This window comes from Streptantibioticus ferralitis (assembly GCF_029223525.1).
Classification (GTDB): domain Bacteria; phylum Actinomycetota; class Actinomycetes; order Streptomycetales; family Streptomycetaceae; genus Streptantibioticus_A; species Streptantibioticus_A ferralitis.
The window spans coordinates 23,157-46,622 of the sequence record NZ_JARHTQ010000021.1 but is presented as its reverse complement, the minus strand read 5'-3'; the positions used below and the strand labels follow the sequence as shown (position 1 = coordinate 46,622).

21 protein-coding genes and 1 pseudogene are annotated in these 23,466 nt (G+C 71.3%); 18 read left to right on the top strand and 4 right to left on the bottom strand.

Annotated features, from left to right (window positions below):
- Window positions 1–31: 31 nt before the first annotated feature.
- The 8 genes from P2L57_RS26895 to P2L57_RS26860 all read left to right on the top strand — a co-directional run bounded on the left by P2L57_RS26895 (window position 32) and on the right by P2L57_RS26860 (window position 8,772).
- Window positions 32–1,135, top strand: coding sequence for a quinone-dependent dihydroorotate dehydrogenase (locus tag P2L57_RS26895; protein ID WP_275818671.1), 1,104 nt, complete (start codon window positions 32–34; stop codon window positions 1,133–1,135).
- A gap of 94 nt (window positions 1,136–1,229) precedes the next feature.
- Window positions 1,230–2,078, top strand: coding sequence for an orotidine-5'-phosphate decarboxylase (gene pyrF, locus P2L57_RS26890; RefSeq protein ID WP_275818670.1), 849 nt, complete (start codon window positions 1,230–1,232; stop codon window positions 2,076–2,078).
- Between the two features lie 262 nt (window positions 2,079–2,340).
- Window positions 2,341–2,664, top strand: a complete 324-nt coding sequence (locus P2L57_RS26885) for an integration host factor (protein WP_275818669.1) — start codon at window positions 2,341–2,343, stop codon at window positions 2,662–2,664.
- A gap of 49 nt (window positions 2,665–2,713) precedes the next feature.
- On the top strand, window positions 2,714–3,310 hold the full coding sequence (gmk, locus tag P2L57_RS26880) for a guanylate kinase (RefSeq protein WP_275818668.1): 597 nt from the start codon (window positions 2,714–2,716) through the stop codon (window positions 3,308–3,310).
- 60 nt (window positions 3,311–3,370) lie between these two features.
- Window positions 3,371–3,643 (top strand): DNA-directed RNA polymerase subunit omega, encoded by a 273-nt coding sequence (gene rpoZ / locus P2L57_RS26875; protein WP_275818667.1) that lies wholly within the window; start codon window positions 3,371–3,373, stop codon window positions 3,641–3,643.
- A gap of 159 nt (window positions 3,644–3,802) precedes the next feature.
- A complete protein-coding gene (gene coaBC / locus P2L57_RS26870) occupies window positions 3,803–5,008 on the top strand; it encodes a bifunctional phosphopantothenoylcysteine decarboxylase/phosphopantothenate--cysteine ligase CoaBC (RefSeq protein ID WP_275818666.1) in 1,206 nt (401 codons plus the stop codon).
- A gap of 264 nt (window positions 5,009–5,272) precedes the next feature.
- Complete coding sequence (metK, locus tag P2L57_RS26865) at window positions 5,273–6,481, top strand: methionine adenosyltransferase (protein ID WP_275818665.1); 1,209 nt, start codon at window positions 5,273–5,275, stop codon at window positions 6,479–6,481.
- Window positions 6,482–6,600: 119 nt separating this feature from the next.
- Window positions 6,601–8,772 carry a primosomal protein N' gene (locus P2L57_RS26860; RefSeq protein ID WP_372515944.1) on the top strand — a complete coding sequence of 724 codons (2,172 nt, stop codon included), beginning with the start codon at window positions 6,601–6,603 and terminating at the stop codon, window positions 8,770–8,772.
- A 151-nt stretch (window positions 8,773–8,923) separates the two neighbouring features.
- Here the strand turns inward: P2L57_RS26860 and P2L57_RS26855 are convergent, their stop codons facing one another.
- Window positions 8,924–9,433 (bottom strand): hypothetical protein, encoded by a 510-nt coding sequence (locus P2L57_RS26855; protein ID WP_275818664.1) that lies wholly within the window; start codon window positions 9,431–9,433, stop codon window positions 8,924–8,926.
- 265 nt (window positions 9,434–9,698) lie between these two features.
- Between P2L57_RS26855 and def the strand changes: the two are divergent.
- From def to P2L57_RS26820, 7 genes and pseudogenes are all read left to right on the top strand, one after another.
- Window positions 9,699–10,234: pseudogene (gene def / locus P2L57_RS26850) on the top strand (peptide deformylase).
- Window positions 10,235–10,277: 43 nt separating this feature from the next.
- Complete coding sequence (fmt, locus tag P2L57_RS26845) at window positions 10,278–11,231, top strand: methionyl-tRNA formyltransferase (protein WP_275818663.1); 954 nt, start codon at window positions 10,278–10,280, stop codon at window positions 11,229–11,231.
- Between the two features lie 272 nt (window positions 11,232–11,503).
- Window positions 11,504–12,931, top strand: a complete 1,428-nt coding sequence (locus tag P2L57_RS26840; protein WP_275818662.1) for an RsmB/NOP family class I SAM-dependent RNA methyltransferase — start codon at window positions 11,504–11,506, stop codon at window positions 12,929–12,931.
- 104 nt (window positions 12,932–13,035) lie between these two features.
- The gene (rpe, locus tag P2L57_RS26835; protein WP_275818661.1) at window positions 13,036–13,722 is read left to right on the top strand and encodes a ribulose-phosphate 3-epimerase; all 687 of its coding nucleotides are present in this window, start codon (window positions 13,036–13,038) and stop codon (window positions 13,720–13,722) included.
- A gap of 229 nt (window positions 13,723–13,951) precedes the next feature.
- On the top strand, window positions 13,952–14,989 hold the full coding sequence (locus tag P2L57_RS26830) for a sugar-binding transcriptional regulator (RefSeq protein ID WP_275818660.1): 1,038 nt from the start codon (window positions 13,952–13,954) through the stop codon (window positions 14,987–14,989).
- A 243-nt stretch (window positions 14,990–15,232) separates the two neighbouring features.
- Window positions 15,233–15,667: a guanyl-specific ribonuclease gene (locus P2L57_RS26825; protein WP_275818659.1), complete on the top strand. Its 435-nt coding sequence runs from the start codon at window positions 15,233–15,235 to the stop codon at window positions 15,665–15,667.
- Window positions 15,664–16,116 carry a barstar family protein gene (locus P2L57_RS26820; protein WP_308292518.1) on the top strand — a complete coding sequence of 151 codons (453 nt, stop codon included), beginning with the start codon at window positions 15,664–15,666 and terminating at the stop codon, window positions 16,114–16,116. The genes P2L57_RS26825 and P2L57_RS26820 overlap by 4 nt, the downstream gene beginning before the upstream one ends.
- Here the strand turns inward: P2L57_RS26820 and pspAB are convergent.
- Together pspAB and htpX are read right to left on the bottom strand one after the other, a co-directional pair.
- Complete coding sequence (gene pspAB, locus P2L57_RS26815) at window positions 16,076–16,657, bottom strand: PspA-associated protein PspAB (protein ID WP_275818658.1); 582 nt, start codon at window positions 16,655–16,657, stop codon at window positions 16,076–16,078. The genes P2L57_RS26820 and pspAB overlap by 41 nt on opposite strands.
- 57 nt (window positions 16,658–16,714) lie before the next feature.
- Window positions 16,715–17,617 carry a zinc metalloprotease HtpX gene (gene htpX / locus P2L57_RS26810; RefSeq protein ID WP_275818657.1) on the bottom strand — a complete coding sequence of 301 codons (903 nt, stop codon included), beginning with the start codon at window positions 17,615–17,617 and terminating at the stop codon, window positions 16,715–16,717.
- Between the two features lie 238 nt (window positions 17,618–17,855).
- Here htpX and P2L57_RS26805 point away from each other — a divergent pair, with 238 nt between their 5' ends.
- The 3 genes from P2L57_RS26805 to P2L57_RS26795 all read left to right on the top strand — a co-directional run bounded on the left by P2L57_RS26805 (window position 17,856) and on the right by P2L57_RS26795 (window position 21,621).
- The gene (locus P2L57_RS26805; RefSeq protein WP_275818656.1) at window positions 17,856–19,304 is read left to right on the top strand and encodes a GuaB1 family IMP dehydrogenase-related protein; all 1,449 of its coding nucleotides are present in this window, start codon (window positions 17,856–17,858) and stop codon (window positions 19,302–19,304) included.
- A 438-nt stretch (window positions 19,305–19,742) separates the two neighbouring features.
- On the top strand, window positions 19,743–21,155 hold the full coding sequence (locus P2L57_RS26800) for an amino acid permease (RefSeq protein WP_275818755.1): 1,413 nt from the start codon (window positions 19,743–19,745) through the stop codon (window positions 21,153–21,155).
- A 10-nt stretch (window positions 21,156–21,165) separates the two neighbouring features.
- Window positions 21,166–21,621 carry an Lrp/AsnC family transcriptional regulator gene (locus P2L57_RS26795; RefSeq protein ID WP_275818655.1) on the top strand — a complete coding sequence of 152 codons (456 nt, stop codon included), beginning with the start codon at window positions 21,166–21,168 and terminating at the stop codon, window positions 21,619–21,621.
- Here P2L57_RS26795 and P2L57_RS26790 read toward each other — a convergent pair.
- Window positions 21,597–23,108, bottom strand: coding sequence for an MFS transporter (locus P2L57_RS26790; protein ID WP_275818654.1), 1,512 nt, complete (start codon window positions 23,106–23,108; stop codon window positions 21,597–21,599). The genes P2L57_RS26795 and P2L57_RS26790 overlap by 25 nt on opposite strands.
- Window positions 23,109–23,466 lie beyond the last annotated feature (358 nt).

Sequence of the window (23,466 nt, the reverse complement as noted above, 5' to 3'; positions counted from 1 at the left end):
GCATCTCACTCCCAGCCGGAGAAGGCTCCGCATGTACCCCCTGTTCTTCAAGATCTTCTTCACTCGTATGGACCCCGAGCGGGCGCATCATCTGGCCTTCGGCTGGATCCGCGGCGCCACGCGCGTACCGGTGCTGCGGACGTTCGTCGCGGCGGCGCTCGCGCCGCACTACCCCGGGCTGCGCACCGAGGTGTTCGGCAAGCGGATGCACGGTCCGTTCGGGCTCGCCGCCGGGTTCGACAAGAACGCGACCGCCATCGACGGCATGGCCATGCTCGGCTTCGACCATGTCGAGATCGGCACCGTCACCGCGCAGCCCCAGCCCGGCAACCCCAAGAAGCGCCTCTTCCGGCTGGTCAAGGACCGCGCCCTGATCAACCGGATGGGCTTCAACAACGACGGCTCAGCCGCCGTGGCCGCCCGACTCGCCGCCCGCAAGCCGGTCTTCAAGCCGGTGCTCGGCGTCAACATCGGCAAGACCAAGGTCGTTCCCGAGGCGGAGGCCGTCGCCGACTACGTGACGTCGACCGAGCGCCTCGCGCCCCACGCCGACTACCTCGTCGTCAACGTCTCCTCACCCAACACCCCCGGCCTGCGCAACCTTCAGGCCGTCGAGCACCTGCGCCCGCTGCTCACCGCCGTACGGGAGGCCGCCGACCGTACGGTCACCGACCGCCGCGTCCCGCTGCTCGTGAAGATCGCGCCCGATCTGGCGGACGACGACATCGACGCGGTCGCCGACCTCGCGGTGGAACTCGGCCTGGACGGCATCATCGCCACCAACACCACCATCGCCCGCGACGGCCTGGTCACCGACTCCGCCGAGGTCGAGGCCATCGGTGCCGGCGGCCTGTCCGGCGCACCGCTCAAGGCACGCTCGCTCCAGGTGCTGCGCCGTCTGTACGCGCGGGTCGGCGACCGGATCACACTGGTCGGCGTCGGCGGCATCGAGACCGCGGACGACGCCTGGGAGCGCATCCTCGCGGGCGCATCGCTGATCCAGGGCTACAGCGCCTTCATCTACCAGGGTCCGTTCTGGTGCCGCGCGATCCACAAGGGGCTGGCGGCCCGCCTGTCGGCCAGCCCGTACGCCACCCTCGCCGACGCCGTCGGCGCCGCCGTCCGCAACCCGTGAACGACGCCCGGCAGGCGCCAGGGCGGCGGGTGACGGCGATGCCCGCCCCGTCGCGGAGCGGGCGGAGAAGCGAACAAGACGAACAGGAGCTGTCATGACCCTCGAACCGTTCGGCGCCCGGCTGCGGCGCGCCATGGACACCCGCGGGCCGCTGTGCGTGGGGATCGACCCGCACGCCTCCTTGCTGGCCGCCTGGGGCCTGGACGACGACCCGGCGGGCCTGGAGCGCTTCTGCCGTACCGTCGTGGAGGCACTGGCCGACCGGGTCGCCGTGCTCAAGCCGCAGTCCGCGTTCTTCGAGCGGTTCGGCTCGCGGGGCATCGCGGTGCTGGAGCGCACGGTGGCCGACGCGCGGGCCGCGGGCGCGCTGGTACTGATGGACGCCAAGCGCGGTGACATCGGTTCCACCATGGCCGCGTACGCCGCCACGTACCTCGACCCGGCGAGCCCGCTGTTCAGCGACGCGGTCACGGTCAGCCCCTACCTCGGCTATGGCTCGCTGCGCCCGGCGGTCGACCTGGCCCGCGCCTGCGGTACCGGGATCTTCGCGCTCGCGCTGACCTCCAACCCGGAGGGCGCGGAGGTGCAGCGGGCGACTGGTGCCGACGGCAGCACGGTGGCCGCAACGGTTCTCGGCCATTTGCGCGAGGAGAACGCGGGCGAGCAGCCGCTGGGCTCGTTCGGCGCGGTCGTCGGCGCGACGCTGGGCGCCACGGTCGCCGAGGCCGGGATCGACCTTGATACCGGCGGGCCGCTGCTCGCCCCCGGTATCGGCGCGCAGGGCGCGACCCCGGCGGACCTTCCCGCGGTCTTCGGGTCCGCGCTGCGCAACGTGCTGCCGAGCGTCAGCCGTGACGTGCTGCGGCACGGACCGGACGCGGCGGCGCTGCGCGCGGCGGCGGACCGGATCGCCGACGAGGTACGGGCGGTCGTCACCAGCTGAGGGCGAAGGGGGCGGAACGTGGCCTCACGGGTACCGAGCGCAGTCATGCACAGATGAACCCTGTCCGATATGCCCGAAAAGTACCGCGAGATCAAGTCTGACCTGGACTTTTCGCCTGTTCTCGCTGACGGGAGCGGGTTCGCCCGCTAGTCTCCGACAGGAGAACGCAAGGAAGCGCGTTGCTCGTTGCTCTGTAGGTGTGGAGCAACTAGGTTCCTCACCGGTCCGTATCCGACAGTTCTACATCCGAGGTGACGTAGGCGTGGCTCTACCGCCCCTTACCCCTGAACAGCGCGCTGCCGCGCTAGAGAAGGCCGCCGCGGCTCGCCGGGAGCGCGCCGAGGTCAAGAATCGTCTCAAGCACTCCGGGGCCTCCCTGCACGAGGTCATCAAGCAGGGGCAGGAGAACGATGTCATCGGCAAGATGAAGGTTTCCGCTCTCCTGGAGTCCCTCCCGGGCGTGGGCAAGGTCCGCGCCAAGCAGCTCATGGAGCGTCTCGGCATCTCCGAGAGCCGTCGGGTGCGTGGTCTCGGCTCCAACCAGATCGCCGCTCTGGAGCGGGAGTTCGGCAGCACCGCCAGCTGACGTTCAACCGTCGTTTTCCGCATGGCCGGGGAATCGGGATAATCGCTACATGAGCGATGCGGTCCCCCGGGGGGCAACCCCCGAACCCCCGGCCAAGCAGCCACGGCTGACCGTGCTCTCCGGCCCCTCCGGTGTCGGCAAGAGCACGGTCGTCGGCTATCTGCGCAAGGTCCACCCCGAAGTCTGGCTGTCGGTCTCCGTCACCACGCGTAAGCCCCGCCCGGGCGAGCGGGACGGTGTGCAGTACCACTTCGTCGACGATGACGAGTTCGACAAGCTCGTCGCCAACGGCGAGCTGCTGGAGTGGGCGGAGTTCGCGGGCAACCGCTACGGGACCCCGCGGCAGGCCGTGATGGAGCGCCTCGAAGCGGGTGGTCCGGTGCTGCTGGAGATCGATCTGCAGGGCGCGAGACTGGTCCGTCAGTCGATGCCCGAGGCGCGGTTGGTCTTCCTCGCGCCGCCGAGCTGGGACGAGTTGGTCCGACGGCTCACCGGCCGGGGCACCGAGTCGCCCGAGGTGATCGAACGGCGGCTGGCCGTCGCGCGGATCGAACTGGCGGCGGAGTCGGAGTTCGACGTCACCCTGGTCAACACCTCCGTCGAGGACGTAGCGCGCGAACTGCTAGCCTTGATGCGGGATTGCTGATCCAATATCGGGTTCGTTGATCCACTTCCGTTCTTTTCCACAAGTAGGGGTAGGTAGAGAGTGTCCTCTTCCATTGCCACGCCCGAGGGCATCATCAACCCGCCGATCGACGAGCTGCTCGAGGCCACTGACTCGAAGTACAGCCTGGTGATCTACGCGGCCAAGCGCGCCCGCCAGATCAACGCGTACTACTCGCAGCTCGGTGAGGGCCTGCTGGAGTACGTCGGCCCGCTCGTGGACACCCACGTGCACGAGAAGCCGCTGTCGATCGCGCTGCGCGAGATCAACGCGGGTCTGCTGACCTCCGAGGCCGTCGAGACGCCGGCCCCGTAGCAGCACCACAACTCAAGGCATCACCTGCATTCAGGACCACGGGCCCGGCGGCACAGCTGCCGGGCCCGTGGTCTGGGCGTTCGGGGGCCGGCCCCCGGGAAACGCAGTATGGAGACGGGTATCCGCCCGGGTACCCGCACCACTCGGCGGGAGAGACGAATGGGCAGGCCACAGGTCGTCCTGGGGGTGAGCGGCGGCATCGCCGCGTACAAGGCGTGCGAGCTGCTGCGGCGGTTCACCGAGTCCGGGCACGACGTGCGTGTGGTGCCCACCGACTCCGCGCTGCACTTCGTGGGGGAGGCGACCTGGGCGGCGCTGTCCGGCAACCCCGTCTCCACCCGCGTCTGGGACACCGTGAGCGAGGTCCCGCACGTACGGATCGGCCAGCACGCCGATCTCGTGGTGGTCGCCCCGACCACCGCCGACATGCTCGCCAAGGCCGCCCACGGCCTCGCCGACGACCTGCTCACCAACACCCTGCTCACCGCCCGCTGCCCGGTGGTCTTCGCGCCCGCCATGCACACCGAGATGTGGGAGCACCCGGCGACCCAGGAGAACGTCGCGACGCTGCGCCGTCGCGGCGCGATCGTCATCGAGCCCGCCGTCGGGCGGCTGACCGGTGTCGACACCGGCAAGGGACGGCTGCCCGACCCCGCCGAGATCTTCGAGATCTGCCAGCGGGTGCTGGCGCGGCGAGCGCAGCCCGCCCTTGCGGACCTGGCCGGGCGGCATGTCGTCATCAGCGCCGGCGGCACCCGCGAGCCGCTGGACCCGGTGCGCTTCCTGGGGAACCGTTCCTCCGGTAAGCAGGGCTATGCGCTGGCCAGAACCGCCGTGGCGCGCGGCGCACGCGTCACCCTGATCGCCGCCAACACCGAGCTGGCCGACCCGGCCGGGGCGGACGTGGTCCGCGTGGAGACCGCCCGGCAGCTGCACGAGGCGGTGCTGAAGGCGGCGGCGGACGCGGACGCGTTGGTGATGGCCGCGGCCGTGGCCGACTTCCGGCCCGCGCGGTACGCCACCGGCAAGATCAAGAAGAAGGACGGCGAGGAACCCGCGCCGCTGGAACTGGTCCGCAACCCCGACATCCTCGCCGAACTGTCCGCGGCGCGTCCGCACGCCGGACAGATCGTGGTGGGCTTCGCCGCGGAAACCGACGACGTTCTGGCGAACGGCCGCGCCAAACTCGCCCGTAAGGGTTGTGATCTGCTGGTCGTCAACGAGGTCGGCGAGCACAAGGCCTTCGGCTCCGAGGAGAACGAGGCAGTGGTGCTCGCCCCGGACGGCACACAGACTCCGGTCCCGTACGGCCCCAAGGAGGCCCTCGCGGACGTGGTGTGGGACCTGGTCGCCCAGCGCTGGTGAGCCGCGCCGCGCGGGGGCCACGGGCTTCGGGGTGAATGTGGTGCGACGGGGCCGCGAACTCCACCCGGAATGAGACCGTCCTGCGAGTACTGGGGCGTATCGTCGGGGTGTTCGAGTGAGTGTCACAGGTCACGATGGATACAAAGATCCGGATACCGCGTCTCTTTGCTCGACACGACCGATAAACTGGCCGTGGTCCGACGGGCGCAGCCCCGATCGGACCGCCCGTATCAGCCAGCAGCCGCTGCAACCCCAGGGAGCGATGTGTCCCGCCGCCTGTTCACCTCGGAGTCGGTTACCGAGGGTCACCCCGACAAGATCGCTGACCAGATCAGCGACACGATTCTCGACGCCCTCCTGAGGGAGGACCCGACCTCGCGGGTCGCCGTCGAGACGTTGATCACGACCGGTCTGGTGCACGTTGCCGGAGAGGTGACGACCAAGGGCTACGCCGACGTGGCGACCCTGGTCCGCAACACCGTCCTCGGCATCGGTTACGACAGCTCGAAGAAGGGCTTCGACGGCGCCTCCTGCGGCGTTTCGGTGTCCATTGGCGCGCAGTCCCCGGACATCGCCCAGGGTGTGGACTCCGCGTACGAGAACCGGGTCGAGGGCGACGACGACGAACTGGACCGGCAGGGCGCCGGTGACCAGGGCCTGATGTTCGGGTACGCGTGCGACGAGACCCCCGAACTGATGCCGCTGCCGATCACGCTGGCCCACCGGCTGTCCAAGCGCCTGACCGACGTCCGGAAGAACGGCACCATCCCCTACCTGCGCCCGGACGGCAAGACGCAGGTCACCATCGAGTACGACGGCGACAAGGCGGTCCGCCTGGACACGGTCGTCGTCTCCTCCCAGCACGCCTCGGACATCGACCTGGACTCGCTGCTGGCCCCCGACATCCGGGAGTTCGTGGTCGAGCCGGAGTTGAAGGCGCTGCTGGACTCCGGCATCAAGCTGGACACCGACGGGTACCGGCTGCTGGTCAACCCCACCGGCCGCTTCGAGATCGGCGGCCCGATGGGTGACGCCGGTCTGACCGGCCGCAAGATCATCATCGACACCTACGGCGGCATGGCCCGCCACGGCGGCGGCGCCTTCTCCGGCAAGGACCCGTCCAAGGTGGACCGCTCCGCCGCCTACGCGATGCGCTGGGTCGCCAAGAACGTCGTCGCCGCGGGCCTGGCCTCGCGCTGCGAGGTCCAGGTCGCCTACGCGATCGGCAAGGCCGAGCCCGTAGGCCTGTTCGTCGAGACCTTCGGCACCGCCAAGGTCGACGTCGACAAGATCGAGCACGCCATCGCCGAGGTCTTCGACCTCCGCCCGGCCGCGATCATCCGCGACCTGGGCCTGCTCCGCCCGATCTACGCCCAGACCGCCGCCTACGGCCACTTCGGCCGCGAACTCCCGGACTTCACCTGGGAGCGCACCGACCGCGTGGACGCACTGCGCGCGGCGGTGGGCCTGTAGGACAGGCGCCCGCAGGCGTACCGCTGCACGTCGCGGCCCCGGACCAGCCTGGCCAGGCGGGTCCGGGGCCGTAACGCTGCCCGGCGGGCACTGTCGTAGCCGTCTGGTAGGTATAGGACGTGAGCAGCGAAAACGAGCGTCCGGGGCAGGGCCCGGCGGGCGTGCCCCAGGCGGAGCCGGTGCCTGGGGGGGAGCAGCTCGCGCTGATCCGGGAGGCGGTGCGCAAGGCGAAGGAGCCGCGGGCCAAGCCGCGTACCTGGCGTGGTGCGGCGCTCGCGGCCCAGTTGCCGGTGGCCCGGGTGCTGGTGGACAAGGGGCTGATCCACCTCGACCAGTTCTTTGACTACGCGGTTCCCGAAGCGATGGACGAGCAGGCCCAGCCGGGGGTGCGGGTCCGGGTGCGGTTCGGTGCCCGGGTGGTGAAGGGGCGGAGGGAAGGCGGGGAGCTGCACGACGGGTTCATCGTGGAGCGGCTGCCCGAGAGTGACTACCGCGGGCCGCTCGCCCCGCTGGCTCAAGTGCTTTCTCCGGAACCGGTGTTGGGGCCGGGGCTGTTGCGGCTGTGCCGGGCGGTCGCCGACCGGTACGCGGGGGCGCTCGCCGATGTCGTGCAGTTGGCGGTGCCGCCGCGGCGTGCCCGCGCGGAGAACGGGCCGATCCCGCAGGCTCCCGCTCCGCCGCCGAAGCCGGACCCCGGCAGCTGGACTCGATATGCCATCGGCCCCGGCTACCTGGACGCACTGGCGAGCGGTGCCAGCCCGCGGGCGGTATGGACCGCGCTCCCCGGCCCGCACTGGCCGGACGAACTCGCCCGCGCGCTGGCCGCGACGTTGGCCTCGGGGCGCGGTGCGCTCGCGGTACTGCCGGACGGCCGGGCGGTGGCCCGGGTCGACGCCGCGCTCACCGCGCTGCTCGGCGACCGCCACCATGTCGTCCTCACCGCCGACAGCGGCCCGGAAGAGCGCTACCGGCGGTGGCTCGCCGTCAACCGCGGCGCGGTGCGCGCCGTCGTGGGAACGCGTGCCGCGATGTTCGCGCCGGTGGCCGACCTGGGACTCGTCGCACTGTGGGACGACGGCGACTCCAGCCATGCGGAACCGCACGCACCGCAGCCGCATGCCCGTGACGTCCTGCTGCTGCGCGCCGCCGACGAGCATGCCGCCTTCCTGCTCGGCGGGCTCTCGGTCACCGTGGAGGGCGCCCAACTCGTCGACACCCGCTGGGCGTCGCCGCTCACCGCGTCCCGTGCGGAGGTGCGTACCGCCGCCCCGCTGATCCGCACCGTCGGTGACGACGACCAGGCCCGCGACCCGGCGGCGCGCGCCGCCCGGCTGCCCAGCCTCGCCTGGCAGGTCACCCGCGATGCGCTGCTGCGCGGGCCGGTGCTGGTCCAGGTGCCGCGGCGCGGATACGTGCCCCGGCTGGCCTGCGAGCGCTGCCGCGAACCCGCGCGCTGCACAAAGTGTGCCGGGCCGCTGGAACTCACCGGGTCACCGCAGTCCGGTGGGACGCTGCACTGTGCGTGGTGCGGACGGCCGGAGGCCGCATGGCACTGCCGGGAGTGCGCCGGGAACCGGTTGCGCGCCCAGGTGGTCGGCGCCCGCCGCACCGCCGACGAGTTGGGCCGTGCCTTCCCCGCGGTGCCGGTGCGCACCTCGGGGCGGGACGCGGTACTGGCCCGGGTGCCCGATCAGCCAGCGCTGGTCATCTCGACGCCGGGCGCCGAGCCGGTCGCGGACGGCGGTTACGCGGCCGCGCTGCTCCTCGACGGCTGGGCACTGCTGAACCGCCCGGATCTACGCGCGGGCGAGGAGGCGCTACGACGCTGGCTGGCCGCGGCCTCGCTGGTCCGCCCCGCGACCGAGGGCGGCACCGTCGCCGTGCTCGCCGAGCCCGGCCTGCGCCCGGTGCAGGCGCTGGTGCGCTGGGACCCGGTCGGGCACGCGGTACGGGAACTGGCGGAGCGGGCGGAGCTCGGCTTCCCGCCGGTATCCCGGATGGCCTCGGTGACCGGCACCGCGGCAGCGGTCACCGATCTGCTGGAGAACGCCGAACTGCCGGACGGCACCGACCGGTTGGGCCCGGTGCCGGTTCCAGCCGCACCGCCCGGACGCCCCCGGCGGATGGGCGACCCACCGCCCGGCGAGGAGTGGGAGCGGGTGCTGCTCCGGGTGCCATCGGGCAGCGGCGGAGCGCTGGCCGCCGCGCTGAAGGCGGCACAGGTGGCCCGGATCGCCCGTAAGCAGACCGAGCCGGTACGGGTACGGGTGGACCCGCCGGACATCGGCTGACGGGGCGCCCGCCGCCCGGGCCCGCCCCTCGCGCTCACCGCCGCGAGCTGCCGCCCAATGCCACCGCCCCGATGCCCGGCGTGTCGGCGTCGCGGGCGGCGGGGCGGTGTTGTGCGGGCCGGCCAGGCGTTGGCGTCCGCCTGCCGTGTCGTCAGCCGTTGCGCGGCCCCGGCAGCGCGCCGGGGAAGGCCTCGTCCCGGAGCGCGGCGCTTCCGGACTGCGGCGCACCCATGGGTACCGAGCGCGCGGCGGGCACCGTACGGGTCGGGGTCGGCGCGGTGTGCCCAGCCTCGTCCTCGCCGCCGGACGCGGTGGCCCGGCGGGTCCCGTAGCGCCGGTGCACGGCCTGCTTGGTCACTCCGAGCGCCGAGCCCACCGCGTCCCAGGAGAAGCCCAACGACCGGTCGAAGTCGACAGCGGCGGTGACCAGGGTCTCGACGCTGTCCCGCAGCTCTTGGGCGAGCCGCACGGTTGGTGCCGGGGCCCGGCCGTATACGACGAATCCGGCGGCGGGTCCGCTGCGCCTCGGGCGGTAGACATTGCCCAGCTGGGCGGTGAGGGTGCGCAGCGCGTCCACCTGCCGGCGGACCCGCTCGATATCCCGCACCAGGAGGTGCAGACTGGCCCGTGCCTGGGCGTCGTGGGTTGCGTGGTCGGCCATGAACAAGCCTCTCGAACCGGCGATGCTGTGAGTTTGTCGGGTTGCGAACGGACCGTGTCGCGGCCCGTTTTCGGTCAATCTGTCTTGACCAACGCGTCAGCAGCCCATCGGGTCACGCTTAAGGGGCGTGAGTAGACACGGAAGAGGCGTACGCACTTCCGTACGCCCCTGAATCCGCCGGTGCACAGACCGCCATAGACTGGGAGGCCGCTCCGCGCCAACCTCGCTCCGCCCCCCGTCGACGGGAGTCCGTTCTGTGTCCGTGATGCCGATCCACCTCTTCGGCGATCCGGTGCTGCGTATGAAGGCGCAGCCGGTCACCGTCTTCGACAAGGAACTACGCACCCTCGTCAAGGACCTCACCGACACTATGGTCGACGCGCCGGGTGCGGGCCTGGCCGCGCCGCAACTCGGCGTTTCGCTGCGGGTGTTCACCTATCACGTCGACGGCGAACTCGGGCATCTGGTCAACCCCGACCTGACGCTGACCGACGAGGAGCAGGACGGCCCCGAGGGCTGTCTGTCGCTGCCGGGGCTGCGGTTCGACTGCAAGCGGGCGTACGGCGTCGTCGCCAGGGCTTCAACATGTACGGCGACCCGGTCACCGTCGAGGGAACGCAACTGCTCGCCCGCTGCATACAGCACGAGACAGACCATCTCGACGGCATCATCTTCATCGACCGGCTCGACCCCGAGCAGCGCAAGGCGGCGATGAAGGCCATCCGGGAGGCCGAGTGGGCGGGCGAGCCCGCACCGCAGGTCCGGGTCTCCCCGCACAGCACATTCGGCCGCGCGCGTTGAGTCCGCCGGTTCCACGCTCCTTCTCGAAAGGCACCGCACCCCGATGAGGCTTGTCTTCGCCGGTACCCCCGAAGTCGCCGTCCCCGCTCTGGAGGCCCTGCTGGCGTCCGACCGGCATGAGGTCGCGGCCGTCGTCACCCGGCCCGACGCGCCCGCCGGCCGCGGCCGCAAGCTGGTGGCGAGCCCGGTCGCGCAGCGTGCCGAGGAAGCCGGTATCGAGGTGCTCAAGCCGAACCGGCCGCGCGACGAGGACTTCCTCGCCCGGCTGGGCGAGATCGCCCCGGACTGCTGCCCGGTCGTCGCGTACGGCGCCCTGCTGCCCAAGGCGGCACTGGAGATTCCCGCCCACGGCTGGGTCAACCTGCACTTCTCGCTGCTGCCCGCGTGGCGTGGCGCGGCGCCGGTGCAGCATGCCGTGCTGGCGGGCGACGAAGTGACCGGTGCGTCCACGTTCCTCATCGAAGAGGGACTGGACTCCGGCCCGGTCTACGGTGTGCTCACCGAAGTCGTACGGTCCGACGACACCAGCGGCGCACTGCTGGACCGGCTCGCGCGCTCCGGCGCGGGGCTGCTGGCGGCCACGATGGACGGCATCGAGGACGGCACGCTGCAGGCCCGGCCGCAGCCTTCCGAGGGCATCACGCTGGCCCCGAAGATCACCGTCGACAACGCCCGCGTCGACTGGAACGCGCCCGCGCTGCGGGTGGACCGCGTGGTCCGGGCGTGCACGCCCGCGCCCGGGGCGTGGACCGTCTTCCAGGGGGAGCGCCTCAAGCTCGCGGCACCGGTGAAGCTCCTGGCGGACCGTGCGGACCTGCGGCTCGCGCCGGGCGAACTCGCCGTGACCAAGTCCGCGGTGTACGTGGGGACCGGCTCGCACGCCGTCGAGCTCACGGAGGTGCAACCGCAGGGCAAGAAGCGGATGCGGGCGGCGGATTGGGCCCGTGGCGTACGGATCGCCTCCGGCGAGGGGTTCGGGGACCTGGCCGGCGCCTAGGGCTCTTGTGCGCCGACGGGTCTTCGTTGGGGTGCGGGGGTGTGGACACCTCCGGTCCGCGCCGTGGGGGTTGCTCGCCGTCGCGGCCCCCAAGGGCGTCGGGGGGCGGGCCCCGATCACGTTTTCCCGCCGGGACGGCGAGCATCCACGAAGCTGCGGACCCGCGGTTCCGGGAAGACCTGGGCCAGCCTGGCCGGCGGGCAAGCCGTAGGCTGGGGGAGGCCTGCCGCCCAGGCGGCCCGTACACAGCTGATTTCCGGAGCACCTTCCCGATGAACTCCCGCCCCCGCCGTCCGCAGGGCAAGCCGCGCTACCGCCGCCCGAACCCCGATCCGGTTCGCAAACTCGCCTATGACGCGCTGCGGGCGGTGGACGAGCGCGACGCGTACGCCAACCTCGTGCTTCCGGCCCTGCTGCGGGACGCCGAGCGGGGCGGTGACGGCTTCGACCGGCGCGATGCGGCCCTGGCCACCGAGCTGGTCTACGGGACGCTGCGCCGTCAGGGCACCTACGACGCCATCATCGCGGCGTGTGTCGACCGGCCGCTGGGCGAGGTCGACCCGCCGGTGCTGGACGTGCTGAGCCTTGGCGCGCACCAACTGCTCGGTACCCGCATTCCGCCGCACGCCGCGGTCTCGGCCACCGTCGAGCTGGCCCGGGCCGTGGTGGGCGACGGCCGCTCCCGGTTTGTCAACGCCGTACTGCGCAAGATCGCCGCCGATGACCTCGACGGCTGGCTGGACCGGGTGGCACCGCCCTATGACGACGATCCCGAGGACCATCTCGCCGTGGTGCACTCGCACCCCCGCTGGGTGGTCTCCGCGCTGTGGGACGCGCTCGGTGGTGGCCGCGACGGCATCGAGGAACTGCTGGAAGCGGACAACGAGCGGCCCGAGGTGACGCTGGTCGCCCGGCCGGGCCGCTGCGGCACGGCCGAGTTGGCCGCGGAGGTCGGCGAGGACGGGGTGCCTGGGCGCTGGTCCCCGTACGCGATAAGGCTGGCGGACGGCGGGGATCCGGCGGCACTGGAAGCGGTGCGCGACGGCGCCGCCGGGGTTCAGGACGAGGGCAGCCAGCTCGTGGCGCTGGCGCTGGCCAACGCTCCGCTGGACGGGCCCGATCGCCGCTGGCTCGACGGTTGCGCGGGCCCCGGCGGCAAGGCGGCGCTGCTCGCCGCGCTCGCGGCGGAGCGCGGCGCCGGGCTGGTGGCCGCCGAGAAGCAGCCGCATCGCGCCCGGCTGGTCGCCCGCGCGCTGGCGGGCAACCCGGGCCCGTACCAGGTGATCACCGCGGACGGCACCCGACCGGCGTGGCCGGAGGGCACGTTCGACCGTGTCCTGATGGATGTACCGTGCACCGGACTGGGCGCGCTGCGCCGCCGCCCGGAGGCCAGATGGCGGCGTCGTCCGGAGGACGTGGCGGGCTTCGGCCCGCTGCAGCGGGAGCTGCTGCGCACCGCGCTGCGTTCGGTGCGGGTCGGCGGTGTGGTCGGGTACGCGACCTGCTCACCGCACCCGGCCGAGACCCGGGCCGTGGTGGACGATGTGCTGCGATCGTCATCGGAAGCGGCCGAACTGATCGACGCCCGCCCGCTGTTGCCCGGCGTACCGGACCTCGGCGCGGGCCCCGACATCCAACTGTGGCCGCATCTGCACGGCACGGACGCGATGTATCTGGCGCTGCTCCGCCGCACCCGCTGACGCCCCGGGGGACGCGCCCGGCGCCGTCCGGCGGGGAGGCGCCGGGGGCCGCTCGCGGTGGCCCCCGGCACCGTACGGGAGTTCGGGCGCGCCATACTGGGCGCATGCGTGCGCAGATCAACCCGAGCATCCTGTCCGCCGACTTCGCCCGGCTCGCCGATGAGGCGCAGGCCGTGGCCGGAGCCGACTGGCTCCATGTCGACGTGATGGACAACCACTTCGTGCCCAACCTCACGCTCGGTGTTCCCGTCGTGGAATCGCTGCGCAGGGCGACCGACACCCCGCTCGACTGCCATCTGATGATCGAGGACCCGGACCGCTGGGCGCCGCAGTACGTGGAGGCGGGTGCGGGCTCGGTCACGTTCCATGTCGAGGCGGCGGCCGCGCCGGTCCGGCTGGCGCGGGAGATCCGGGCCAAGGGCGCCAGGGCGTCGATGGCGCTCAAGCCCGCCACGCCGATCGAGCCGTACGAGGACCTGCTTCCTGAGCTCGACATGCTTCTGGTGATGACGGTCGAGCCGGGTTTCGGCGGGCAGGCCTTCCTGGACATCATGCTGCCGAAGATCCGCCGCACCCGGGAGCTGATCGCCAAACACGGCCTTGAGCTGTGGCTTCAGGTGGACGGCGGGGTGTCGGCGTCGACGATCGAGCGGTGCGCCGAGGCGGGCGCCGATGTGTTCGTGGCGGGCTCCGCGGTGTACGGGGCCGAGGACCCGGCGCAGGCGGTGCGCGCGCTGCGCGCCCAGGCCGAGGCGGTGGGCGCGAAGGCACCCTGGGCTTGTGGCCACTGAGAACCGCCACGGCTGAACCGACACCGCTGAACCGACACCGCTGAACAGTCGTTCAACTGTCGCCGAACGTCCCCTGAACCGAGGGGCGTCGCGGGCGAGGATCCCGTAGTTTTCCCGTAGATTGAGGTACTCATCGTGAAGTACTCACCAAGTACTCACCGGAACTCCTCGCGGTCGGGATCGCCCGCAACGCCTCGCCATCTGCAAAGATGAGCATGTTGGCAATCAAATGAGCACTGGGGAGGCTGACGTGACCACTGGCCGCTCACCCGTCCGCATGGGGCCCGCCGAGATGGTGCAGGCGGCGGCGATGGCTCGCCGCTTCTACCTGGAGGGCAAGTCCAAGATCCAGATCGCGGAGGAGTTCGGCGTCAGCCGCTTCAAGGTCGCCCGAGTGCTGGAGTCGGCGCTCGAACGCGATCTGGTGCGCATCGAGATCCGCGTTCCCGCCGAACTCGACGCCGAGCGTTCCGACGCACTGCGCGCCCGCTACGGGCTGCGCAACGCCGTCGTGGTGGAATCTCCGGACGGTCAGGCCAGCGACGCCCCCGACCCGGAGAACCTCGGCGCGGTGGCCGCCGGGTTGCTCAGCGAACTCGTCACCGAGGGCGATGTCCTCGGCCTGGCCTGGGGCCGCTCCATCATCACCATGGCCAACGCCCTCGACCGGCTGCCGCCGTGCACCGTCGTCCAGCTCACCGGCGTCTACGACGCCGGGACCGCGGAACGCGGCTCGGTCGAGGCGGTTCGCCGGGCCGCCGCCGTCTCCGGCGGCGAGGCCCACCCGATGTACGCACCCATGGTGCTGCCGGACGCGGCCACCGCCGCCGCGCTGCGCAAGCAGACCGGCATCGCCGCCGCCATGGGCTACTTCGACAAGGTCACCGTCGCCGTGGTCTCCATCGGCTCCTGGGAACCGCGCGTCTCGACCGTCTACGACGCACTGTCCGACGCCGAGCGCAAGCACTACGCGGACCTCGGGGTGGCCGCCGAGATGTCCTCCCACCTCTTCGACGCGGACGGCCGACGCGTCGGCCGGGACCTGCGGGAGCGCTGCATCACCGTGGACGCGGACCGGCTGCGCCGGGTGCCCGAGGTCGTGGCCATCGCGGGCGGCATGCGCAAGGCACCGGCGGTCGGCGCGGTGCTCCGCTCCGGGCTGGTCACCAGCCTGGTCACCGACACCGCCGCGGCCGACCACCTGCTGAACCGGCAGTCCCCAGGCCCGCGCCCCGCACTGGAGCGCGTCGACCCGGGCGAGGCGTAGCGCCCTTCCGGCGGATCCTTGGCTCGGGTTGCGGTGGGTTGTGCCGCCGGGCCACGCCGTGGGGGTTGCCCGCGGCTGCGGCGATTCTGTTTGGGGCAAGCCCCCAAACCCCCAGGAGTTCCGGGCGCTTGACCCGGAAGGACATCCCGCCGCGATGGTGAGCGACCGCGACGGCGCGGACCGGCGGTGCCAGCCGACCGTGGTCGAAACGGGCTCCGCCGTGGATATGGCAGCATCAACTCCATGCGACGCCGCCCGCTTCAGATCCTCCCCGCGCTGTTGGCCTGCCTGCTACTCGCCCTGACTGGCTGCTCCGCGGCCAACAAGCACTCCGGTACCCGCGCCGGCGGTGCGCACAGCGCGGCTCCCGCCGCTTCCGCACCCGGCCAGTCGCACGGCCTGCCGACGATCGCGGCCAGCCAGCTGCCCCCCGAGGCGCGGCACACGCTGCAACTGATCGCCGCCGGGGGCCCGTTCCCGTACCCCAAGGACGGGGTGGTCTTCGGCAAATACGAGAACGTGCTGCCGCGCGAACGGCGCGGCTACTACCACGAGTACACGGTGCCCACCCCCGGCGCGCGCGATCGCGGCGCCCGGCGCATCGTCACCGGCTCCGGCCACGAGACGTACTACACCGATGACCACTACCGGACCTTCAAGGCGGTGACGGGACGATGAGCATGCCCGGTGATCTGTCAGCTCTGCTGAGCCGTAGCGGAGTTGTGCACTGGCAGCGGGACCGGCCGACCGCCGAGCTGCTGGCCGCCGCGCGGGACGCCGGTCGGCGGGCGGACGCGCTGGACCTCCAAGGGGTGGCGGACAAGGCCGGGTTCATGGCGCGCTGCGCCGAGGCGCTGAAGCTGCCGGACTGGTTCGGACGCAACTGGGACGCCCTGTACGACTGCCTGACCGACCCGGACGTGCTGCCCGCCGAGAGCGCCCGGCTGCTGGTGATCTCGGACTGGCAGGGCTACGCGGCCGCGGCGCCGGGGGAGTGGCGCACCGCGCTGAACGTTCTCGGCGACGCCGCCGCCTACTGGGAGAAGACGGACACGCCCCTCCTTGTCCTGCTGGCGGAGCCCGACGTCACAGCCCCGGGGCACCCCACACCGGGAACCAGCGGCTGAGGTCCTCCTCAACCCGCAGATCGTTCGCGACCATCGCCTTGACCTGCAACTCCAGCGCGTTGTCGCGCCGTTCGCCGCCGCGTGGCGCGAACGGGTAGAACGTACCGCGCTTGTAGAGGTAGACCAGCGCCAGCGAACGCCCCTCGGCGTCCCGGAAGCCCACCAGCGAGCACAGCAGCTGCGGGCCGAAACCACCGCCCTCCAGCACCGAGTTGACCGCGTGCAGATCGGTGACCAGGCCCGTCACGTCTTCCGGGGCGTGCCGGGAGAGCAGCCAGGTGTAGCCGTAGGAGTCCCGGCTGAACTCCACCGGCAGTCCGCCGTCCTGTGCGGCACCGGCGTCCAGCAGGCCCTGTACCTCGTCCTTCAACTGGGCGAAGGCGCCGCCCTCCACGGCGGCGAAGCACACCGACCCCTCGCCGGTCGGGGTGAACCCGGCGGCCGCCGTCAGCGTCACGGCGGCCGACGGCAGGCCGAAGAGCTGGTCGAGATCGGGCCGGACCGGCTTGCTACGGCCGAGCAGGGTGTCAAGGAATCCCACGGGCGGTCAGCTCCTCGAAAACGTGCGGGGGAATGTCCCCGGGAAGTGGGCGGTGACTCAGCCGCGGTTCAGCTCGGCGGAGATCCGCCCCAGCTGCTCCAGCCGCTGCTCCAGCGTCGGGTGGGTGGACAGCAGGTTGGACAGGCTCTCCTTGGACGCGATCGCCGGGGCGAAGTAGAAGGCGTTGAACGGCTCCGCCTTGCGCAGGTCCTCAGTGGGGATCCGGGCCATCTGGCCGGTCACCTTGGTCAGCGCCGAGGCGAGCGCGGACGGGCGTCCGGTCAGCTGCGCGGCAGAGCGGTCCGCCGACAGCTCGCGGTAGCGGGAGAGCATCCGGGTCAGCAGGAAGCTGATCGCGTACACCACGGCGCTCACCAGCGGGATCAACAGGGCGACGATCGCGGCGTTCTGGTTGTTGCCCCGGGAGCGGAAGCCGCCCCACAGCGCGACCCGGGTGATCACACCGGCCATCACACCGAGGAAGGACGCGATGGTCATCACCGCGACATCCTTGTGCGCGACATGCGACAACTCATGGGCCAGCACGCCCTCCAGCTCCTCCGGCTCCAGCCGCCGCAGCAGACCGGTGGTCGCGCAGATCACGGCGTTGTCGGCGTTGCGGCCGGTGGCGAAGGCGTTGGGCACGTCGGTCTGGGCGACCGCCACCCGGGGCTTGGGCATGTCGGCGAGCGCGCACAGCCGGTCGACGACACCGTGCAGTTGCGGGTACTCCTCCGGCGTCACCTCCCGCGCCCCCATGCTGAACGCGGCGATCTTGTCACTGAACCAGAACTGAGCGATGAACAGGCCGCCGGCGATGATCACGATCAGTGGCCAGGCGCCTCGCAGCAGCACCAGCAGCGCACCGACGAACACCACGTACAGCAGGCCGATGAGGAACATGGTGATCACCATGCGGCTGGTCAGACCCCGGTCCGGGGCGAAGCGAGTGCGGTTCATGTTCCCCTCCCGGGGTCCCAAGGGCCCGGCCGAAGGCCGGAGGACGCCTCACTACGTCACTACGATTGTGACTCCACTGCCTGTGACTGCGTATCCCCGGGGGCTCCCCCGGATCCCCAGCCGAGGCCGCGGTGGCCCACGCCACGCGGAGTGGGCCGTCATTAGGATCATGCGCCAAGCGGTGCTGCCGGATCCGGGAGGTTCCTCCAAGCCGGGTTTCCCCTTCCGGCATGCAAAAATGAAGTACGTGCGTTTCCTCAATGATTCTCAGCCGCCGTACGACCTGACGTACGACGACGTGTTCATGGTTCCCAGTCGCTCCGCCGTGGGCTCCCGGCAGGGCGTGGACCTGTCCGCCCCGGACGGGACCGGAACCACCATTCCGCTCGTGGTCGCCAACATGACCGCGATCGCCGGTCGCCGCATGGCCGAGACGATAGCTCGCCGTGGTGGCCTGGCCGTTATTCCGCAGGACATTCCGATCGAGGTCGTGACCGAGGTCATCTCCTGGGTCAAGCAGCGCCACCTGGTGCTCGACACCCCGATCGTGCTCGCCCCGCACAGCACCGTCGCCGACGCCATCTCCCTGCTGCCCAAGCGGGCGCACGGCGCGGGTGTCGTGGTCGAGGACGGCCGCCCGGTGGGCGTCGTCACCGAGTCCGACCTGTCCGGGGTGGACCGTTTCACCCAGCTGTCCGAGATCATGTCCAAGGACCTGCTGGTCTTCGACGCGGACATCGACCCGCGTGAGGCGTTCAACCGCCTGGAGGAGGCCCACCGCAAGCTCGCCCCGGCGGTCGACAAGGACGGCAAGCTGGCCGGCATCCTGACCCGCAAGGGCGCGCTGCGTGCCACCCTCTACACCCCCGCGACCGACGCGGCGGGCCGTCTGCGGATCGCCGCCGCCGTGGGCATCAACGGCGATGTGGCGGGCAAGGCCAAGCAGTTGCTGGACGCCGGTGTCGACACGCTGGTGATCGACACCGCGCACGGCCACCAGGAGTCGATGATCTCCGCCGTCAAGGCGGTGCGCGCGCTCGACCCGCAGGTGCCGATCGTGGCCGGGAACATCGTCGCCGCCGAGGGCGTCCGCGACCTGATCGAGGCCGGGGCCGACATCGTCAAGGTCGGCGTGGGCCCGGGCGCGATGTGCACCACCCGCATGATGACCGGCGTCGGCCGCCCGCAGTTCTCCGCGGTGCTGGAATGCGCCGCCGAGGCGCGCAAGTACGGCAAGCACGTCTGGGCCGACGGCGGCGTGCGGCACCCGCGCGACGTGGCGATGGCGCTGGCCGCGGGTGCGTCCAACGTCATGATCGGCTCGTGGTTCGCCGGGACCTACGAGTCCCCCGGTGACCTCCAGCACACCGCTGACGGCCGCCCGTACAAGGAGAGCTTCGGCATGGCGTCCGCGCGCGCGGTGCGCAACCGCACCAGCGACGAGTCCGGGTACGACCGGGCCCGCAAGGCGCTGTTCGAGGAGGGCATCTCCACCTCGCGTATGTTCCTGGACCCGGCCCGCCCCGGCGTCGAGGACCTGATCGACTCGATCATCGCGGGCGTGCGCAGCTCCTGCACCTACGCGGGCGCGGCCTCCTTGGAGGAGTTCCACCAGAAGGCGGTCATCGGCGTGCAGTCGGCTTCCGGCTACGCGGAGGGCAAGCCGCTGCACTCCAGCTGGCAGTAGACGCACCACAACGGCACCAGGCCCCGTACGGACCGCCGCTCGGCGGACCGTACGGGGCCCTGCTTATTTGCCGCAAAACAGCCCGAGCGCAACGAATCGCCAAGAGCGGCTAATGATCACTCGGCTACCCGAGGTTAGGCGCAACGTTTTTTTGTATATGTGCAATGGTCACGCATTATGGATGGAGTGCCCGCCCTCTTAGAGTCGTGGGCCATACGTGGAGCAGCGGGGACCCCCGGCTCGGCGGTCCCCCAAAGGGCATGCCTGTCATCGGCATGCCCTTCGCCTGGTCGGCCGCGCGGGTTGCCGCCGCTCAGAGCCGCTGATGATGATGGAGCCCCCGTGGTGGAACCCGGCACGACGCCGACAGCCCCTGCCCGGCCGAACGACGCCGTACCGCCCTCGGCCGGACGGCCGTCCGGTCTCGGCGCCGCCGTGATGCGCCGCAAGCCCGTGGAGCGACTGATCGCCGAGGGCGGTCAGGGCGAGGGTGGACGGCTGCGGCGCTCGCTGAGCATGTGGCAGCTCACCATGATCAGCATTGGCGCGACCCTGGGCACCGGCATTTTCGTGGTGCTCGGCGAGGCGGTCCCCAAGGCTGGTCCCGCCGTGGTGATCTCCTTCGTGATCGCCGGTCTGACCGCGCTGTTCTCCGCGCTGTCCTACGCCGAGCTGGCCGGCACCATCCCGGTCTCCGGCTCCTCGTACTCCTACGCCTACGCCACGATGGGCGAGCTGATCGCCTGGATCTGCGGCTGGTGTCTGATCCTGGAGTACGGCGTGTCGGTCGCCGCGGTCGCGGTGGGCTGGGGGCAGTACCTCAACGAGCTGCTCAGCGGCACCATCGGCCTCACCATCCCCGGCTGGATGGCCAACCCGCCGGGCCAGGGCGGCTATCTGAACATCCCGGCACTGCTCGTGGTGCTGCTGGCCATGGGCTTCCTGCTGGGCGGCGCCAAGGAGAGCGCCCGGGCCAACACCATCATGGTCGTGGTGAAGATCGCCTCGCTGATCCTGTTCTGCGCGGTCGCCTTCACCGGTATCCGGGCCGGGAACTACAAGCCGTTCATGCCGCTCGGCCTCGGCGGCGTCAGCGCGGCGGGCGCCTCGCTGTTCTTCTCCTACATCGGCTTCGACGCCGCCTCCACCGCGGGCGAGGAGGCCAAGAACCCCAAGCGCGACATGCCGCGAGCGATCATGCTCTCGCTGCTGATCGTCACCGTGCTGTACTGCCTGGTCGCGCTGGTGGCCGTCGGCGCCATGCCGTGGAAGAACTTCGGCAACGCCGACGCCGCGCTGGCCCAGATCATGAAGGACGTGACCGGGCAGAGCTTCTGGTCCGTGCTGCTGGCCGCGGGCGCCGTCATCGCCATCGCCAGTGTGGTGCTGACCGTGATGTACGGCCAGACCCGCATCCTGTTCTCGATGTCCCGCGACGGCCTGGTGCCCAAGCTGTTCGCCAAGGTGAGCCCGAGGTCCGGCACGCCGGTCGCCAACACCGTGATCGTCTCGCTGTTCTGCGGGGTGCTCGCCGCCGTGGTCCCGCTGGGCGCACTGGCCGACGCCACCAGCATCGGCACCCTGTTCGCCTTCTCCCTGGTCAACGCGGCGGTGATCGTGCTGCGCAGGACTCGGCCCGACATGCCGCGCAGCTTCAAGGTCGCCTTCTCGCCGATCACCCCGGCGATCGGCTTCGCACTGTGCCTGTGGATGATGGGCAGCTTCGAAACGATTACCTGGGAGTACTTCGGTGGCTGGATGATCGTCGGAGTCGTGCTGTACTTCGCGTACGGTATGCGCCGCTCCCAGCTCGCCCAGGAGGAGTCCCGGGCCGCCCGACTAGAGAAGTGAACCACCCCCCTTGCGACTGAACGATCTCGACGAACGCATCGTGCACGCCCTCGCCGAGGATGCCCGCCGCTCCTACGCCGACATCGGCGCCGAAGTCGGCCTGTCCGCCCCCGCCGTCAAGCGCCGGGTGGACCGGCTGCTGGCGGCGGGCGCCATCACCGGCTTCACGGTACGGGTGGACCCGGCCGCCCTCGGCTGGGAGACCGAGGCGTTCGTCGAGATCTACTGCCGCCACAACACCTCCCCCGAGGACATCCGGCGCGGCCTCAACCGCTACCCGGAGGTCGCATCGGCCTCCACGGTCACCGGCGAGGCGGACGCCCTCGTCCAGATCTACGCCTCCGACGTACGCCACTTCGAGCGCGTCCTGGAGCGCATCGCGGGCGAACCCTTCGTGGAGCGCACCAAGTCCGTCCTCGTGCTGTCGCCGCTGCTGCGCCGCTACAGTGCCGGCTCGCCCACCTGAGTCGCGGGCCTGCGCCGCAGCCCCGCGACGACCGGAACGGTCAGCACCAGCAGCAGCGCCGCCGCGATCCGGTAGCCGTCCGCTACCGCGTGGGTGAACGCGGCCACCGCCTCGGTGTGCGCCCCGGCACCGAGCCGGGACGCCGCCGCGAAGGTGGCCGCCGTCGAGTCGGCGTGACCGGCGAGCGACGCGGGTAGCCGGGAGGCGAACCCGGTCGACAGCGCGGTGCCCACCGCCGCCACCCCCAGCGCGGTACCGAGCTCACGCGCCGCCGTGTTCAACGCGGAACCGACCCCGGCCTGCCGCTGAGGCAGTGATGTGACGATGGCGTGCGACAACGAGGGCATCGCCGTACCGGCACCGAATGCCAGCAGCAGCATGTAGCAGGCGTACAGCGGGTACGGCGTCGACGAGTCCGCGGTGGACAGCAGCAGCAGACCGCCCGCGATGGACACCAGCCCCGCGGCCACGGTGGCGGCGGTCCCGATCCGGGCCGCCCACCGCATACTGCGCTGCGTCACCACCATCATCCCGAACGCCAGCGGCAGCACCGCGAACCCGGCCCGTAGCGCGCTGAACCCTTTGACGTACTGCAGGAACTGGGCGTTGACGTAGAACAGCGCGAACATCCCGAAGAACGCCGCCGCCACCCCGAGCGCCCCCGCCCGCACCCTCGGCAACCGGAACAGCCGCGGGTCGAGCAGCGGAGCCGCGACCCGCAGCTCATGCCGGACGAAGACCGCCAGCAGGGCGGTCGCGAGCGCGAAGGCGCCCAGCGTGGCGGCCGAACCCCAACCCAGCGCGGGGCCCTCGATGATGCCGTAGAGCAGCGCGACGCAGCCGAGGATCAGCAGCCCGGATCCGGGCAGGTCCAAGGCCGTGTCGTGCCGGGGGACGCGCGGCGCGCTGCGTGCCGAGAACGCCAGCAGCGCGGTGCCCAGCGGCACGTACATCCAGAACAGCCCCTGCCAGGGCAGGTATTGCAGCATCAGCGCGCCACCCGCGTTGCCCAGCACACCGCCGACCGCGATGGCGCTGCTCCAACTGGCCACCGCCGCGCCCCGCCGCTCAAGCGGCACCGCGTACAGCAGCAGGGCCATGGTGCCGGGCAGTACGAGGGCGGCGCCCAGACCGCAGACCGCCCGGGCCGCGAGCAGTACCGGCACGTTCGGCGCGAGTGCGCACCCGGCCGCGCCCGCGGTGAACACCGCGAGGCCGCTGAGCAGTGCCCCCTTGCGGCCGAAGCGGTCGCCCAGCGCACCGGCGGGGATGAGGAGCCCGGCGAAGACGATGACATACGCGTCGACGATCCACAGCAGCTGCGCGGAGCTTGGATGCAGTCCGCTGGCGGAGAGTTTGGGTATCGCGAGGTTGATCGCCGCGACCAGTGACTGGGTCACCAGGACGCAGGCGCACATCGCGAGAACAACGGCCCGGGGCTTGGCAGTTGGGAGCGGTGGAGCGGTGGAGGAAAGCGTTGTGGACATGTTCAGGACGCTAGAGACCGCCGACATTGCCTTCAAGGGCAATGACGGCAAGGGGTTATTGCGCCGTACGCAATCCGGCAGTTCGGAGGGGAGAAACGGACCCCGGAGCCGATCTGAATCTGCTGGTCGCGCTTGATGCGCTGTTGGAGGAGGAGAGTGTCACCTCGGCCGCTGAGCGGCTGGGGCTGTCCGGGACCGCGATTCGGCGGGCAGCGCCGAATCGCCGCGCGCAATGAATCGCCATGTTCGGGCGGTATGACGCAACGGATCGATCGCGGGTCCGCAATGACCTCGCCTTGTCGCCCCTCGCACCCGGCCCGTACCGTCGAGGAGCCCCCTCCCGAACGCCCTCACGGAA

Bases quoted from the DNA above. Each gene is read 5' to 3' on its own strand.
- P2L57_RS26895 (WP_275818671.1), top strand. From the start codon at position 32: ATGTACCCCCTGTTCTTCAAGATCTTCTTCACTCGTATGGACCCCGAG.
- pyrF (WP_275818670.1), top strand. From the start codon at position 1,230: ATGACCCTCGAACCGTTCGGCGCCCGGCTGCGGCGCGCCATGGACACC.
- gmk (WP_275818668.1), top strand. From the start codon at position 2,714: ATGAGCGATGCGGTCCCCCGGGGGGCAACCCCCGAACCCCCGGCCAAG.
- coaBC (WP_275818666.1), top strand. From the start codon at position 3,803: ATGGGCAGGCCACAGGTCGTCCTGGGGGTGAGCGGCGGCATCGCCGCG.
- P2L57_RS26855 (WP_275818664.1), bottom strand. From the start codon at position 9,433: ATGGCCGACCACGCAACCCACGACGCCCAGGCACGGGCCAGTCTGCAC.
- fmt (WP_275818663.1), top strand. From the start codon at position 10,278: ATGAGGCTTGTCTTCGCCGGTACCCCCGAAGTCGCCGTCCCCGCTCTG.
- P2L57_RS26840 (WP_275818662.1), top strand. From the start codon at position 11,504: ATGAACTCCCGCCCCCGCCGTCCGCAGGGCAAGCCGCGCTACCGCCGC.
- rpe (WP_275818661.1), top strand. From the start codon at position 13,036: ATGCGTGCGCAGATCAACCCGAGCATCCTGTCCGCCGACTTCGCCCGG.
- P2L57_RS26830 (WP_275818660.1), top strand. From the start codon at position 13,952: ATGAGCACTGGGGAGGCTGACGTGACCACTGGCCGCTCACCCGTCCGC.
- P2L57_RS26825 (WP_275818659.1), top strand. From the start codon at position 15,233: ATGCGACGCCGCCCGCTTCAGATCCTCCCCGCGCTGTTGGCCTGCCTG.
- P2L57_RS26820 (WP_308292518.1), top strand. From the start codon at position 15,664: ATGAGCATGCCCGGTGATCTGTCAGCTCTGCTGAGCCGTAGCGGAGTT.
- htpX (WP_275818657.1), bottom strand. From the start codon at position 17,617: ATGAACCGCACTCGCTTCGCCCCGGACCGGGGTCTGACCAGCCGCATG.
- P2L57_RS26805 (WP_275818656.1), top strand. From the start codon at position 17,856: ATGAAGTACGTGCGTTTCCTCAATGATTCTCAGCCGCCGTACGACCTG.
- P2L57_RS26800 (WP_275818755.1), top strand. From the start codon at position 19,743: ATGCGCCGCAAGCCCGTGGAGCGACTGATCGCCGAGGGCGGTCAGGGC.
- P2L57_RS26790 (WP_275818654.1), bottom strand. From the start codon at position 23,108: ATGTCCACAACGCTTTCCTCCACCGCTCCACCGCTCCCAACTGCCAAG.